Raw genomic sequence first — 14,553 nt, 5'->3', positions numbered from 1 at the left:
GCCGCCGTGCGCAGTGCAAAATTGCGGGGAAGGGGCATCTTCCCCGTGTCCAAGGGTCCGTTTTTCAGGAGCGTGCTGGCGTGAGTTTCAACCCCGATTCCGATCTGTCCGGCACCATCGCGCGCCTGTTTGTCTACCCCGTCAAGTCGTGCGCGGGCATCGAGGTGCGGGAGGCGCTGCTCACCGAGACGGGCCTGGACCTGGACCGCGCCTGGATGGTGGTCGATGCCGATGGCATGTTCCTGACCCAGCGCGCGCTGCCGCGCATGGCCTTGATCCGTCCGCAGCTCAAGACCGAGGAGATGGTGCTGCGCGCGCCCGGCATGCTGGCGCTGCACGTGGCCATCGACGCGGTGGAGGCGCCCGCCACGGTGACCGTCTGGCGCGACACCGTGCCCGCCTGGGACATGGGCGCGGTGGCGGCCCAGTGGTTCACCGACTTCCTGGGCCAGCCCTGCCGCCTGGTGCGCTTCGATCCCGAGCACCGGCGCCTGTCCAGCATGGACTGGACGGGGGGCGTCGAGGCGCCCAACCAGTTCTCGGACGGATTCCCGGTGCTGGTGGCGAGCGAGGCGTCCATGCAGGAGCTGAACGACCGCCTCACGGCCGCCGGCCACGGCGCCGTCGGCATCGAGCGCTTTCGGCCCAACGTGGTGCTGGGCGGCGTGGATGCGCACGACGAAGACCGGGTGGACATGGTGCGGGTGGACGGCGGGGCCGAGGGCGAGATCCATCTGCAGGGCGTCAAGCCCTGCGCACGCTGCCCCATTCCGGACATCGACCCGGCCACCGCCGAGAGCAGCCCCGAGGTCGGGGCAACGCTGCGGACCTACCGCGCGGACCGGCGCCTGAACGGTGCCATCACCTTCGGCATGAACGCCATCGTGCGCCAGGGCGCCGGCCAGGTGCTGCGCGTGGGGCAGCGGGTGGCGGCCGATCTGCGGTTTGACTGAGGCCTGAACAGACCCTCGCGGAGGGCCATGGCTGGCGCGCCGTAAAATCGGCGGTTTGTCTCCGAATTCCAGAAAGCCCTGCCATGAGCCTCCAATGCGGCATCGTGGGCCTGCCCAATGTGGGCAAGTCCACTCTCTTCAACGCGCTGACCAAGGCTGGCATCGCCGCCGAGAACTATCCCTTCTGCACGATCGAGCCCAACACGGGCGTCGTGGAAGTGCCCGACCCGCGCCTGCAAAAGCTCGCTGAGGTGGTCTCGCCCGAGCGCGTGGTCCCCGCCATCGTCGAGTTCGTGGACATCGCCGGCCTGGTGGCCGGTGCCTCCAAGGGCGAAGGCCTGGGCAACCAGTTCCTGGCCCACATCCGCGAAACCGACGCCATCGTGAACGTGGTGCGCTGCTTCGAAGACCCGAATGTGATCCACGTGGCCGGCCGCGTGGACCCGATCGCCGACATCGAGGTCATCCAGACCGAGCTGTGCCTGGCAGACATGACGACGGTCGAGAAGGCACTGAACCGCTACAGCAAGGCCGCCCGGTCGGGCAACGACAAGGAAGCCGCCAAGATCGTCGCGCTGCTCACGCCCATCCAGGCGGCCCTGGACCAGGGCAAGCCCGCCCGCAGCGTGCCCGTCAGCAAGGAAGACGCGCCGCTGCTCAAGCAGTTCTGCCTGATCACGGCCAAGCCTGCGATGTTCGTCGGCAACGTGAGCGAAGACGGTTTCGAGAACAACCCGCTGCTCGACCGCCTGAAGGAATACGCCGCCGCCCAGGGCGCCCCGGTGGTGGCCATCTGCGCCAAGATCGAGGCCGAGATGGCCGAGATGGGCGATGAAGACCGCGACATGTTCCTGCAGGAGATGGGCCTGGAAGAGCCCGGCCTGAACCGCCTGATCCGCGCGGGCTTCAGCCTGTTGGGGCTGCAGACCTATTTCACGGCCGGTGTGAAGGAAGTGCGCGCCTGGACGGTGCCCGTGGGCGCGACCGCGCCGCAGGCTGCCGGCGTGATCCATGGCGACTTCGAGCGTGGCTTCATCCGTGCGCAGACCATCGCGTTCGACGACTACATCCACTACAAGGGCGAGCAGGGCGCCAAGGACGCGGGCAAGATGCGCGCCGAAGGCAAGGAGTACATCGTCAAGGACGGCGACGTGCTCAACTTCCTGTTCAATGTGTGATGCCCCCTGAGCCGCTGTGCGGCTCGGTGCCGGCCGCCAGAGGCTGCAGCTCTTCAGGCCGTCCAACCCTGCGCAGGCAGGCTTGGAGCCGCGGCCCTCAGCCCCCGCTCTCGCATTGCCGCGCAATGCGGGCAGCGGGACGACGCTGGTGGCCTGGCGGAGCCCGTTCCACGGCGTCCGCTGATCTGGGGGCGCGCCAGTTTTGTGCGCAGCTCCGTGGCTCACTGATTTCAAGAAAAATGCCGCTAGCGCAGGCAGATAAAGCGGTAACAGCTATGCTTTCAATAGTGCAACCGGGTTTGCTGCCATGAACCCCGGAATCCTCTACGCCGCGCTGGCCTATGTCGCCTGGGGCCTGTTCCCGCTGTACTTCAAGCAGGTGGCCGATGTGCCGTCGGTGGAGGTGGTGATGCACCGCACGCTGTGGTCGCTGGTGTTCGTGCTGGCGGTGCTGCTGGTGCGCCGGCAATGGGCGTGGATGGGGGCTGTCGTGCGCCAGCCCCGGGTGCTGGGGGCGTTTGCGCTGTCGGCGCTGCTGCTGTCGGGCAACTGGCTGACCTATGTGTGGTCGGTGCAAAACCAGCACGTGGTGGACGCGAGCCTGGGCTACTTCATCCTGCCGCTGGTGAACGTCGCGCTGGGCTATGTGTTTTTGCACGAACGTCCGCGCCCCGGACAGTGGGTGGCGGTGGCCGTGGCGGCCGCGGGGGTCTTGTGGCTCACGGTGCAGGCGGGCCGGTTGCCCTGGATCGCGCTGGTGCTGGCCTCGAGCTTCGGGGTCTACGGGCTGCTGCGCAAGGTGGCCACCCTGGGGGCCCTGGAGGGCCTGGCGCTCGAGACGATGCTGCTGGCCCCGGTGGCCGCCGTCGTGCTCGGCTGGTGGGCCTGGCAGGGGCAGGGGGCGGTGGTGCAGGGCAACAACGCAGCCACCCTGGGCTGGCTGCTGGTGGCCGGGCCGCTCACCGCCGTGCCGCTGCTGCTGTTTGCGGCGGGCGCGCGGCTCATTCCCATGTCCACGCTGGGCATCCTGCAGTACATCTCGCCCAGCCTGCAGTTCGCGCTGGGCGTATGGGTGTTTCATGAAGCCTTCGAGCCCGCGCGATTGGTGGGTTTTGTGCTGATCTGGGCGGCTCTTTGCGTCTATTCTGCTGAAGGTTGGTGGTCGGTGCGCAGGACGGAGCCCGCGCGCCTATGATGCGCCGCGCTGCAGTGCGCGGCGGCCGCTGCGCACGGCGGTCCATGCCCCCCATGGGTTGATCTTTCTCAAAACTGGGCGTGTGGCGCTGCCCGCTACTGGAAAACACCGTGTGGTGTGATGTCAGTTCTGCGTAAGATGCGCGGGGCCTGCCCCAGGCAGCTTGCCAAGGGCCCGCGCACCCCGGCAAGATGTTGCCACCCGAACGAACCCAGGCTCCGCCTGCCCTCCCACATGTTTTTTGGACGCAAGAATCCGTTTTCTGCCACGGATGCCTTTCCCTTGTCCGACGCAGTCATGGAGTTCGATGACTCCTCGTCGGCCGCGGCGGTGCGTCCGGCCCGGCGCGCCATGGACGGACTGGGCGCGCAGGGCGCGCGCGGCATGAGCGTGGCGCAGCAATGGCTGCAGGCGACGGGGCTGATCGGGCTGTACGCGGTGGCGTTGGTGGGTTTTTACGCGCTGGACGTGGTCTCCGCGCAGGTGCTGCTGGTGCTGGCGGGCTTGGCGGTGCTGTGCTGCCTGGTCTTCTGGGCGGTGTTTGCCACCAGGCTGCACCAGAAGCTGCGGCACCGGCACCTCAAGCTGGCCATCGTGGCCGCCGCGCTGGCGTGCATGCTGGTGCTGTTCTACCTGGAGCCCGTCACGCAGATCTTGCTGGCGCCCTTCGCGTTCGTGGCGGTGGCCTATGGCACGTTCACCGTGCCGCGCCGAACGCTGCTGGGCTTGTCGGCCTGCCTCATGGTGCTGTACGCGGGGGTGGTGGGGCTGCATTACCTGGACCAGCGCAATGCCGCGCTGCTGCGCCTGGAGGTGCTGCACGGGCTGGCCTTGCTGATGGCGCTGCCGGCGTTCATCTTGCTGATGGGCCGGGTGCAGCGCCTGTACCGCAGCCTCTACCATGCCAGCCGCAAGATCAAGAACATCCAGGAAGACGCGCAGCGGGACACCCTGGTGGGCTGCTTCAACCGGCGCTACGTGCTGGCCGCGCTCGAAGAGCAAAAGCAGCTGGCCGACGAAAGCGGCATCCCGCTGTGCCTGGCCGTGCTGGACATCGACCGCTTCAAGCGCATCAACGATGAACTCGGCCACCTGGGCGGCGACGAGGTGCTGCGCACGTTCGCGCGCATCGCGCAGCAGGGCGTGCGCGGCGGCGATGTGTTCGGGCGCTACGGCGGTGAGGAGTTCCTGCTGATCTTCCCCGCCACCTCGCTGCTGCCAGCACTCAATACCTGCGAGCGCATCCGAGCGCAGGTCGAGTCGCACGCCTGGAGCGGCCTGCTCAAGGGCCGGGTGACGGTGTCCATCGGCGTCACCCAGTATGTGCTGGGCGAGTCGGTGCTGGAGTTTTTCTCGCGCGCCGACACGGCGATGTACATGGCCAAGGAGGGTGGTCGCAACCAGGTGGTGGTCGAGGAGCCCGTGGCCAAGGGCGACTCGGTACTGTCGGAGTCGAGCGCCCACGCTTTTCTGTAGGCCTGCGCTCAGGGCGCAGGCGGTCAGCCGCCCAGCTTGCCGGGCATGAAGTGCAGCAGCACGCTGGTCATGACCAGGTAGCGCATGAACTTGCCGATGGCCATGTAGGCCAGGCAGGGCCAGAACGGCAGCTTGAGCCAGCCGGCCACCGCGCACAGCGGGTCGCCCACCACCGGCAGCCAGCTCAGCAGGCAGGCGCGGGCGCCGAAGCGCTGCAGCCAGGCCAGGGCACGCACGTCCGTGTGGCCGCCCCGTGCCTTGTCCACCGCCTTGTGCGCGCCCACACCCATCCACCAGCTCACGCCACCGCCCAGCGTGTTGCCTGCCGTGGCCACCAGGATCGCCGGCCAGAACATTGCGGGGTTGATCTTGATGAGGCCGAACACGGCGGGCTCCGAGCCCAGCGGCAGCAAGGTGGCCGAGATGAACGAGACGATGAAGACCGTGCTCAGGCCGAATTGCGGCAAAGCCAGCCATTCCAGCAGCTGCTGCATCCAGTTTTGCATCCAGATTTCCATAGCGGCGAAGTGTAGGGCGGCAAAACAGGGTGGTCCGCGCATGGGGGCGCTGTCCTACGCCGGCCCGCGGCATCTGCGCATGGGCCTGCCAGGGCCCGATTTGTATCGTGAAGCAACACGGTGCCGCTGAAATCTGTTCTTCCTTCCAGGCGCCGCACAGGAGGCCCCCATGCAGAAAAACTCCCTGTCCCCACTGGCACAGCATGCAGACCGTGCAGGGCGCGCCAGCGCCAAGGTGCCTGCGGGCACGCGCTGGTCGTCGGTGGCCATGGCGCTGCTGCTGGCGGCGTGCGTGCACAGCCCCCAGGCGGCGGTATCGACATCGCCAGAGCCGCTGGTGGGCGTGACCGGGCCTGGTCGCGGGGCGGCGCAAGGTTGTGCCGAGACTGCGGCCTCACGCAACGCGCTGCAGGGCATTGCGCAGGAGCTCAAGGCCCAGGGCCTGGCCTTCCGTGCGTCGTGCCAGGTGGCGCAAAGCCGCAGCGGTTGGGTGGTGCAGGTGAAGGTGGTGGATGGCGCCAAGGCCAGCAAGGTGGTGCGCGGCCCGCTGGCCGATGGCCACGATGTCGACATGGGCACCCCGGCCGGTGTGGAGCTGGCGGGTGCGCAACCCGGCGCACAGGGCTTTTCGCCCGACGTGCAGCACAACCGCGAATGGCTGCGCGGCCTGATGGCCCGCCATCAGTTCGACAACCTGCCCACCGCCTGGTGGCTCTTCGCGCAGCGCGGCGCGGTGCCCGCCCCATCGTCCGAGACCGATCTGGCAGCGCGTTGATAGGAGGCTGGCCGCCACGGCCAGCGGCGTGCCAGGGTGAATCGGGCCGTGCCATCGTGTGCGCAAGCGGCGGCCTCTGCTGGGCTGGGCGCGAGGGGCATGTCCGGCCGCACCGGCAGCCCCTGGTTTTCACGGGACGGAACATTTCATTTGCTGAAATTTTGAGCAGGTACAATCCCGCCTCCTTTTTCAGCATTCGCTGCTGCCCCCTCCCGCACCCTACCCATGCACATCGGCCACATTCCTTTGGCGAACCGGTTGTTCGTCGCCCCGATGGCGGGCGTCACGGACCGGCCGTTCCGCCAGTTGTGCAAGGCGCTGGGCGCGGGCTACGCGGTGAGCGAGATGGTGACCTCGCGCAAGGACCTGTGGAACAGCCTCAAGACCTCGCGCCGGGCCAACCATGAGGGGGAGCCCGGGCCGATTGCCGTGCAGATCGCCGGCACCGAGGCGCAGATGATGGCGGAGGCCGCGGTCTACAACGTGGAGCGTGGCGCGCAGATCATCGACATCAACATGGGCTGCCCCGCGAAAAAGGTCTGCAACAAATGGGCGGGCTCCGCCCTGATGCAGAACGAGGCCCTGGCGGTGGAGATCGCCGCTGCGGTGGTTGAGGCCTGCGCGCCCTTCAACGTGCCCGTCACGCTGAAGATGCGCACGGGCTGGTGCCAGGAGCACAAGAACGCGGTGCAGCTCGCGCGCGCGTTCGAAGGCGTGGGCATCCAGATGCTCACCGTGCACGGCCGCACGCGCGAGCAGGGCTATCGTGGCCATGCGGAGTACGACACCATCGCTGCGGTCAAGGCCGCCGTGAAAGTGCCCGTGGTGGCCAACGGCGACATCACATCGCCCGAAAAGGCGCGCGACGTGCTGGCCGCCACCGGGGCCGACGCGATCATGATCGGCCGCGCCGCCCAGGGCCGGCCGTGGATCTTCCGCGAGGTCGGCCACTTCCTGGCCACGGGCGAACACCTGGCGCCGCCCCTGGTGGCCGAGGTGCGGCGCCTGCTGCTGGAGCACCTGCACGACCACTACAGCCTGTACGGCGAACTGACCGGGGTGCGCAGTGCGCGCAAGCACATTGCCTGGTACCTGCGCGCGCTGCCGGGCGGCGAGGCCTTCAGGCAACACATCAATACGATCGAAGACAGCGCCACACAGTGGCAGGCCGTGGCCGACCACCTGGATGCCCTGGGGCAGCAGATGGACCGGCTGCCCGCCGCCACCGGCGTGGACGCTGACACAGAAGAACAAGAGGGAATGGCTGCATGAGCAAGAAACACATCGAGGAATGCGTGCGCGAGAGCCTGCAAGGCTACTTTCGCGACCTGGGCGGAGAGACGCCCGACGGCATGTACGACATGCTGGTGCGCGTGGTCGAAAAACCGCTGCTGGAAGTGGTGATGCAGCAGGCCGACAACAACCAGTCCCGCGCGGCCGAATGGCTGGGCCTGAACCGCAACACCCTGCGCAAGAAGCTGTCGCTGCACAAGCTGCTGTGACGGCCCGCACAACCTATTGCTATTAAATTTATAGCTGCTAGCGCTTATCCATAAAGCGGTAGGCCCTGTTTTTATTCAAACTCTCCCCACCACCACTGCCATGAACGCACTTCTTTCCGTCTCCGACAAGACCGGCATCGTCGAATTTGCCCAGGCCCTGCACGCGCTGGGCATCAAGCTGCTGTCCACCGGCGGCACCGCCAAGCTGCTGGCCGACAACGGCCTGCCCGTGACCGAGGTGGCCGAGGTCACCCGCTTCCCCGAGATGCTGGACGGCCGCGTGAAGACGCTGCACCCCAAGGTGCACGGCGGCCTGCTGGCCCGCCGCGAGCTGCCTGAGCACATGGCGGCCTTGAAGGAGCACGGCATCGACACCATCGACCTGCTGGTGGTCAACCTGTACCCGTTCGAGTCCACCGTGGCCAAGGCCGGCTGCACGCTGGCCGACGCCATCGAGAACATCGACATCGGCGGCCCCGCCATGGTGCGCAGCGCCGCCAAGAACTGGAACGACGTGGGCGTGATAACCTCGGCCGACCAGTACGAGGCTGTGCTGGCCGAACTGAAGGCAAGCGGCAAGCTCTCCCACAAGCTGCGCTTTGCGCTGTCGGTGGCCGCGTTCAACCGCATCGCCCAGTACGACGGCGCCATCAGCGACTACCTGTCGTCCGTCACGTTCGAAGAAGACAAACTGTCGGAGACCTACGTGCCCACGCGCGCCCAGTTCGCCGGCCAGAGCAACGGCATCTTCACCAAGGTGCAGGACCTGCGCTACGGCGAGAACTCGCACCAGCAGGCCGCGCTGTACCGCGACCTGCACCCTGCGCCCGGCTCGCTGGTGACCGCAGAGCAGGTGCAAGGCAAGGAGCTGTCGTACAACAACATCGCCGACGCCGATGCGGCATGGGAATGCGTCAAGAGCTTCGAGGCGCCTGCCTGCGTCATCGTCAAGCACGCCAACCCCTGCGGCGTGGCCGTGGGCCTGGATGCCCTGGATGCCTACAGCAAGGCCTTCCAGACCGACCCCACCAGCGCCTTCGGCGGCATCATCGCCGTGAACCGCACGCTCGACGGCGCGGCTGCCGCGCAGATCAGCAAGCAGTTCGTCGAAGTGCTGATGGCCCCCGACTTCACCGCCGAGGCGCTGGAAGTCTTCAAGGCCAAGGCCAACGTCCGCCTGCTCAAGATCGCGCTGCCACCGCACGCCTCCAAGACCGACACGCTGACCGACTGGCAGCGCGGCCGCAACGCCATGGATGCCAAGCGCATCGGCTCGGGCCTGCTGCTGCAGACCGCCGACAACCACGAGCTGTCGCTGATCGACCTCAAGGTGGTCACCCAGAAGCAGCCCACGCTGGAGCAACTGGAAGACCTGCTGTTCGCCTGGAAGGTCGCCAAGTACGTCAAGAGCAACGCCATCGTCTTCTGCAAGGGCGGCATGACCATGGGCGTGGGCGCCGGCCAGATGAGCCGCCTCGATTCCGCCCGCATCGCCAGCATCAAGGCCGGCCACGCCAACCTGTCGCTGCAGGGCACCGTGGTGGCGAGCGACGCGTTCTTCCCCTTCCGCGACGGCCTGGATGTGGTGGTGGACGCAGGCGCCACCTGCGTCATCCAGCCCGGCGGCTCGATGCGCGACAACGAAGTCATCGACGCAGCCAATGAGCGCGGCGTGGCGATGGTGTTCAGCGGCGTGCGCCACTTCCGTCATTGATGCGGGTGCGGCTGAACAAGCCCGTGCGGTGCCGGGCGGTGGAGTGCCGGTGCCTGGCACGGCGGGGCTGAGCCAACGCGATGGCCCCACAAGCTTCCGACGACGAGCGGGACAACCCACGCCCCCGCTGGGTGGCGTGGGCCATCGGCTTGCTGGCCGCTGCCATCGCGCTGGGCATGGCGAATCTGGCGTGGATGATGCTCACAGGCCGGCTCGGTCCCACGGCCGAGAAAAGTGCTGCAGCATCTGCCGGTGCGCCTTCTGCTTCCTCGGCTGCCGTGCGGCCCTCAATCCCCTCGACGGCCAGCAGCTGCATGCGCTGCCATGGGGTGGACCGCACCTACGTAGGCCCTGCTTTCGCCAGCATTGCCACGCGGTACCGTGATCGCGCCGATGCGCAGGCCTACCTAGCAGGCAAGATCCGCAACGGAAGCGTGGGCGAGTGGGGCCGCGTCGTCATGCCCCGCCAGGTGGGGGTGACGGACGCTACCGCCCTGGAGCTTGCTGCGTGGATCCTGCAACTGGCACCGCCTGCCGAATCCGCTGCGCACCGCGGGAAGCCGCCGCCGGCCGATGACGACACCGTGAAGTGATGCCGATCGGTGAGAGCCAGCAACAAGGGCCAGCTGAGAAGATTTTGGCCTCTAGCGCCCGCCGATAAGGCGTCAGGCGCTATCCTATTTGCAGCATTCCCGCCGATGGTCGCCGCCTGATACGCCCACGCGCACAGGCCGACAGTCCTGCGGGGCTGCCTCAGCGGATTGCCCCCACCGCAAAATCCAGCGGCAACCCCACATAGTTCTCCGCCAGCGACGTGGACGCAGCACGCGAGTTGACCAAGTAGTCCAGCTCCGCCTCCTGCATCTTCTGCCCGAACTCGCCCGTGTCCGGAAAGCGGTGCATCAGCGAGGTGAACCACCACGAGAAGCGCTCGGCGCGCCAGACGCGGCGCAGGCAGCGGTCGGAATACGTGTCGATGCCCGCGCTGGATTGGTCGCGGTAATAGTCCGACAGCGCATTCCACAGGTACCCCACATCGCTCGCAGCCAGGTTCAGGCCCTTCGCGCCGGTAGGCGGCACGATGTGGGCGGCGTCGCCCGCCAGGAACAGGCGGCCAAAGCGCATGGGCTCGGCCACGAAGCTGCGCAGCGGGGCGATGCTCATCTCCAGCGCCGGGCCGGTGACCAGGTTCTCACGTGCCTCGGGGTCCAGTCGGTGGCCCAGTTCGGTCCAGAACTGCTCGATGCTCCACTGCTCCACCTTGTCGGTCGATGGCACCTGCAGGTAGTAGCGGCTGCGCGTGTTGCTGCGCATGCTGCACAGCGCGAAGCCGCGCTCGGTGTTGGCGTAGATCAGCTCGTGCGAGACGGGCTTCACGTCGGCCAGCACGCCCAGCCAGCCGAAGGGGTAGACACGCTCGTAGGTGCGCAGCGCGCCCTCGGGCACGCTGGCGCGGCACACGCCGTGGTAGCCGTCGCAGCCTGCGATGAAGTCGCACAGCACCTCGTGCGTCTGACCGTCCTTCTCGTACGTCACGCGCGGCTGCTGGCCGTCGAAGTCGTGCACGCTCACGTTTTGGGCGTCGTATACCGTGGTCAGGCCTTCGGCGGCGCGGGCGTCCATCAGGTCGCGGGTCACCTCGGTCTGGCCGTACACCGTCACCCGGCTGCCGCCGGTCAGCGCGTGCAGGTCGATGCGGTGGCGGGCTCCCTTGAACAGCAGCTCGATGCCGTCGTGCGGCAGCCCTTCGGCATGGGCGCGGGCGCCGACGCCGGCCTGGTCCAGCAGGTCCATGCTGACCTGCTCCAGCACGCCGGCGCGGATGCGGCCCAGCACGTAATCGGGGCTGCGCTGTTCGATGATGACGGCGTCGATGCCGGACGTGTAGAGCAACTGGCCGAGCAGCAGGCCGGCGGGGCCTGCGCCGATGATGGCAACCTGGGTACGCATGGGTGGGCAACCTCTTGGGGAAAAGATGCTGCCAAGCGTAGGTTGATCTGCGTCAAACGGGCAGGGCGCACAGGCGGTTGCGTGCGATAGTTGGATGTATTGTGCGATCATCGCGCAATGACCACCGTTCAGACCGCGTCCCCCATCGCCAAGGCGGACTTCATCGAAGGCATGGCCAAGGGCATGGCGGTGCTGGAGAGCTTCGACACCGAGCGCCAGCGGCTGAACGCCACGCTGGCGGCGCAGCGCACGGGCCTTACGCGCGCGGCGGCGCGCCGGCACCTGCTGACGCTGGCGCACCTGGGCTACCTGGAGACGGACGGCAGCTACTTCTGGCTGGCGCCCAAGGTGCTGCGCTTTTCGGGCAGCTACCTCGCGTCGGCCCGGCTGCCGCGCGTGCTGCAGCCCACGCTCAACCGGCTGGCGGCGCAGACGCAGCAGTCGTTCTCGGCGGTGGTGCTGGACGGCAACGAGGTCGTGATCGTGGCGCGCAGCGGTGTGTACGGCGCGCCGTCCCGTGTGCTCGCCTACGGCCTGCACCTGGGCGCTCGGCTGCCGGCGCACCCCACGTCGACCGGGCGGGTGCTGCTGGCGGCGCTGCCTGCGGCGGAGCTGACGGCCTGGCTCAAGGGCTGCACCCTGCAGCGCCTCACGCCGCACACCATCACGCAGGTCGGGCCGCTGCGGCAGGTGATTGCCAGTGCGCGGCGGGACGACTGCTGCCTGGCGGTGGAGGAGCATGAACTGGGCGTGCACGCGCTGGCCGTGCCGCTGCGCAACCTGCAGGGCCGCACGGTGGCGGCGCTGAACGTGGTGGCATCACCCAAGCAGGTGGACGAGGGCAGCCTGCAGCGCGACATGCTGCCGCTGCTGCAGGAAGCCGCGCGCGAGCTGCGCGGGCTGCTGTGATGGCGCTGCAGCCAGGATTTCGATAAAAAAATGCCGCTACCGCGCTATGGATAAGCGCTGGTAGCTATGATTTTTATAGTGTCTTGAATACTTCGCGCGCGGCGGACACGGTGGCGTCGATGTCGTCGGCCGTGTGGGCCGAGCTCACGAAGCCTGCCTCGTACAGCGCTGGCGCGATGTAGACGCCGCGGTCCAGCAGGCCGTGGAACAGCGTGTTGAAGCGCGCGTTGTCGGTCTTGAGCACCTGGGCGTAGTTCTGCGGCAGCTCGGGCAGCAGGAAGAAGCCGAACATGCCGCCTTCGCAGTCCGCGCTGAAGGGCACGCCCTCTGCGGCGGCGGCGGCAGACAGCCCATCGACCAGCGAGCGGGTGCGGGCCGAGAGCGCGTCGAAGAAGCCGGGCTTCTTGATCTCGCGCAGCGTGGCCAGGCCGCAGGCGGTGGCCACCGGGTTGCCCGACAACGTGCCCGCCTGGTACACGGCACCCAGCGGGGCCAGGTGTTCCATGATGGCGCGCGGCCCGCCGAAGGCCGCCAGCGGCATGCCGCCGCCGATCACCTTGCCCAGCACCGTGATGTCGGGCTTGAAGCCGGGGATCGATTGGGCATACACGCTCTGCGCACTGCCCAGCGCCACGCGAAAGCCGGTCATCACCTCGTCGAGCACCAGCAGGGCGCCGTATTCGGTGCACAGCTCGCGGCAGCGCTTCATGAACGGGACGCTCGCGCGCACCAGGTTCATGTTGCCCGCGATGGGCTCGATCATCACGCAGGCCAGTTCCTTGCCATGCAGGGCAAAGGCTTCTTCGAGCTGGGCGACGTTGTTGTATTCGAGCACCAGGGTGTGCTGCACCACTTCGGGGGGCACACCCGCGCTGGTGGCGTTGCCGAAGGTGGCCAGGCCCGAGCCGGCCTTGACCAGCAGCGAGTCGGCATGGCCGTGGTAGCAGCCTTCGAACTTGATGAACTTGCTGCGGCCCGTGGCGCCGCGCGCCAGGCGGATGGCGCTCATGCCGGCCTCGGTGCCCGAGCTGACCAGGCGGATCATCTCCATGGAGGGCACGAGGCCCAGGATCTCCTCGGCCAGTTCGACCTCGCGCTCGGTGGGCGCGCCGAAGCTGAAGCCATCGAGCGCCGCCTTCTGCACCGCGTCGAGCACGGCCGGGTGGCCGTGGCCCAGGATCATCGGGCCCCAGGAGCCGATGTAGTCGATGAAGCGCTGGTCGTTGGCGTCCCAGAAGTACGCGCCCTGGGCGCGCTGGATGAAGCGGGGCGTGCCGCCCACGGCCTTGAAGGCCCGCACGGGCGAGTTCACGCCGCCGGGGATGAGCGCCTTGGCGCGCTCGAACAGGGGGATATTGAGGTCAGTGCTTGGTGTCATGGGGGGGCATCACAAAGCCTTCGATGGCCTGTGTTTCGTCGATCGGGGTGTCGTCATCCGCATCGTCTTCATCGTCGTCGGGCTGGGCCCAGAACATGCGGTCGGGCACGATGTGGCCCATGCCGGGGCGAAAGCCGGCATCCAGGCAGCGGTCGAGGTAGCTCAGCGCCTCGCTCGTGGCCTCGCCCAGGTCGTTGCCGGCGCCGACCAGCGCGGTGAGCGCGGCCGACAGCGTATCGCCCGCGCCGGCGAAGGTCGCGTCGAACAGCTCGAACTTGCCGGTGCCCAGGATGGCCTGGGGCGAGGCAAGCACGTTCTCGACGAACTGCTCGGGCAGCGGGATGCCGGTGACCAGGGTGTAGGGCACGCCCATCTCGGAGGCCGCGCGGGCGATGTCGCGCGCCGTGGGGCTGCGCTCGCTGCCCCAGTCCGGCAGCAGCCAGCGCCACAGCGTGCTGTGGTTTCCTACCAACACCGAGGTCTGCGGTAACAACAATTCCCGGAAGGCATCCAGATACTCGTCGATCTGCTCATCCGTCCACCAGGACAGGTTGGGCATGTAGGCGATCACGGGGACTTCGTCGTAGTCGGTGGTGATCTCGGCGATGGCGCTGATGTTCTCGGGACTGCCCACGAAGCCGACCTTGATCGCCTGCACCGGCATGTCTTCCAGGACGGTGCGGGCCTGTTCGGCCACGGCCTCGTCCTCGAAGCTGAAGTGATCGAAGATCTGGGCGGTGTCCCTGGCGTAGGCGCCGCACACCACCGCAATGGGGTGGCCGCCCACCGAGGCGATGGTGGTGATGTCGGCGGTCAGGCCGCCCGCGCCGCTGGGGTCGCTGGCGTTGAAGACCAGGATGCAGGCGGGGCTGGCGTCTTCGGAACCGTCATCTTCGATATCTATGATTTCGGGGGAGGGTTGGGATGCTTTGGTGGTCATGGACCAGATCCTGCTAGAGGGGTGGCACAGAAGCCGCAACCCGCTGAGATGACTAGATACAATCG

At 67.7% G+C, this 14,553-nt stretch carries 14 protein-coding genes; 10 read left to right on the top strand and 4 right to left on the bottom strand.

Going from position 1 to position 14,553, the window contains the following annotated elements:
* Positions 1-80: 80 nt before the first annotated feature.
* From ACSQ3D_RS11400 to ACSQ3D_RS11385, 4 genes are all read left to right on the top strand, one after another.
* A complete protein-coding gene (locus ACSQ3D_RS11400; protein ID WP_436126958.1) occupies positions 81-953 on the top strand; it encodes an MOSC domain-containing protein in 873 nt (290 codons plus the stop codon).
* Between the two features lie 83 nt (positions 954-1,036).
* Positions 1,037-2,131, top strand: a complete 1,095-nt coding sequence (gene ychF / locus ACSQ3D_RS11395; RefSeq protein ID WP_056417681.1) for a redox-regulated ATPase YchF — start codon at positions 1,037-1,039, stop codon at positions 2,129-2,131.
* Positions 2,132-2,438: 307 nt separating this feature from the next.
* Positions 2,439-3,326, top strand: coding sequence for an EamA family transporter RarD (gene rarD, locus ACSQ3D_RS11390; protein ID WP_436126957.1), 888 nt, complete (start codon positions 2,439-2,441; stop codon positions 3,324-3,326).
* Between the two features lie 282 nt (positions 3,327-3,608).
* Entirely contained in the window at positions 3,609-4,802 is a 1,194-nt protein-coding gene (locus ACSQ3D_RS11385; RefSeq protein ID WP_235504039.1) for a GGDEF domain-containing protein, read from the top strand.
* Positions 4,803-4,825: 23 nt separating this feature from the next.
* On the opposite strand, the gene ACSQ3D_RS11380 is transcribed toward ACSQ3D_RS11385, so the two are convergent.
* Positions 4,826-5,308: a YqaA family protein gene (locus ACSQ3D_RS11380; protein ID WP_056418339.1), complete on the bottom strand. Its 483-nt coding sequence runs from the start codon at positions 5,306-5,308 to the stop codon at positions 4,826-4,828.
* A 181-nt stretch (positions 5,309-5,489) separates the two neighbouring features.
* Here ACSQ3D_RS11380 and ACSQ3D_RS11375 point away from each other — a divergent pair, with 181 nt between their 5' ends.
* The 5 genes from ACSQ3D_RS11375 (at position 5,490) to ACSQ3D_RS11355 (ending at position 9,904) form a co-directional block, all read left to right on the top strand.
* On the top strand, positions 5,490-6,095 hold the full coding sequence (locus ACSQ3D_RS11375; protein ID WP_056417691.1) for a D-Ala-D-Ala dipeptidase: 606 nt from the start codon (positions 5,490-5,492) through the stop codon (positions 6,093-6,095).
* A gap of 225 nt (positions 6,096-6,320) precedes the next feature.
* Positions 6,321-7,367, top strand: coding sequence for a tRNA dihydrouridine synthase DusB (gene dusB, locus ACSQ3D_RS11370; protein ID WP_436126956.1), 1,047 nt, complete (start codon positions 6,321-6,323; stop codon positions 7,365-7,367).
* On the top strand, positions 7,364-7,597 hold the full coding sequence (locus ACSQ3D_RS11365) for a Fis family transcriptional regulator (protein WP_056167477.1): 234 nt from the start codon (positions 7,364-7,366) through the stop codon (positions 7,595-7,597). The genes dusB and ACSQ3D_RS11365 overlap by 4 nt, the downstream gene beginning before the upstream one ends.
* Before the next feature lie 100 nt (positions 7,598-7,697).
* On the top strand, positions 7,698-9,311 hold the full coding sequence (gene purH / locus ACSQ3D_RS11360; RefSeq protein ID WP_436126955.1) for a bifunctional phosphoribosylaminoimidazolecarboxamide formyltransferase/IMP cyclohydrolase: 1,614 nt from the start codon (positions 7,698-7,700) through the stop codon (positions 9,309-9,311).
* A gap of 80 nt (positions 9,312-9,391) precedes the next feature.
* Positions 9,392-9,904 carry a c-type cytochrome gene (locus ACSQ3D_RS11355; RefSeq protein WP_436126954.1) on the top strand — a complete coding sequence of 171 codons (513 nt, stop codon included), beginning with the start codon at positions 9,392-9,394 and terminating at the stop codon, positions 9,902-9,904.
* A gap of 160 nt (positions 9,905-10,064) precedes the next feature.
* On the opposite strand, the gene pobA is transcribed toward ACSQ3D_RS11355, so the two are convergent.
* Complete coding sequence (pobA, locus tag ACSQ3D_RS11350; RefSeq protein WP_436126953.1) at positions 10,065-11,261, bottom strand: 4-hydroxybenzoate 3-monooxygenase; 1,197 nt, start codon at positions 11,259-11,261, stop codon at positions 10,065-10,067.
* A gap of 117 nt (positions 11,262-11,378) precedes the next feature.
* Here pobA and ACSQ3D_RS11345 point away from each other — a divergent pair, with 117 nt between their 5' ends.
* Positions 11,379-12,170, top strand: coding sequence for an IclR family transcriptional regulator domain-containing protein (locus ACSQ3D_RS11345; RefSeq protein ID WP_436126952.1), 792 nt, complete (start codon positions 11,379-11,381; stop codon positions 12,168-12,170).
* A 73-nt stretch (positions 12,171-12,243) separates the two neighbouring features.
* On the opposite strand, the gene hemL is transcribed toward ACSQ3D_RS11345, so the two are convergent.
* Complete coding sequence (gene hemL, locus ACSQ3D_RS11340; protein WP_436126951.1) at positions 12,244-13,548, bottom strand: glutamate-1-semialdehyde 2,1-aminomutase; 1,305 nt, start codon at positions 13,546-13,548, stop codon at positions 12,244-12,246.
* Positions 13,532-14,488, bottom strand: a complete 957-nt coding sequence (gene thiD, locus ACSQ3D_RS11335; protein ID WP_056417711.1) for a bifunctional hydroxymethylpyrimidine kinase/phosphomethylpyrimidine kinase — start codon at positions 14,486-14,488, stop codon at positions 13,532-13,534. Before thiD ends, hemL begins: the two co-directional genes overlap by 17 nt.
* Positions 14,489-14,553 lie beyond the last annotated feature (65 nt).

Origin of the sequence: Acidovorax sp. LjRoot117 (assembly GCF_964252695.1) — a bacterium.
Classification (GTDB): Bacteria; Pseudomonadota; Gammaproteobacteria; order Burkholderiales; family Burkholderiaceae_C; genus Acidovorax.
This window is presented reverse-complemented; position numbering and strand designations above follow the sequence as displayed.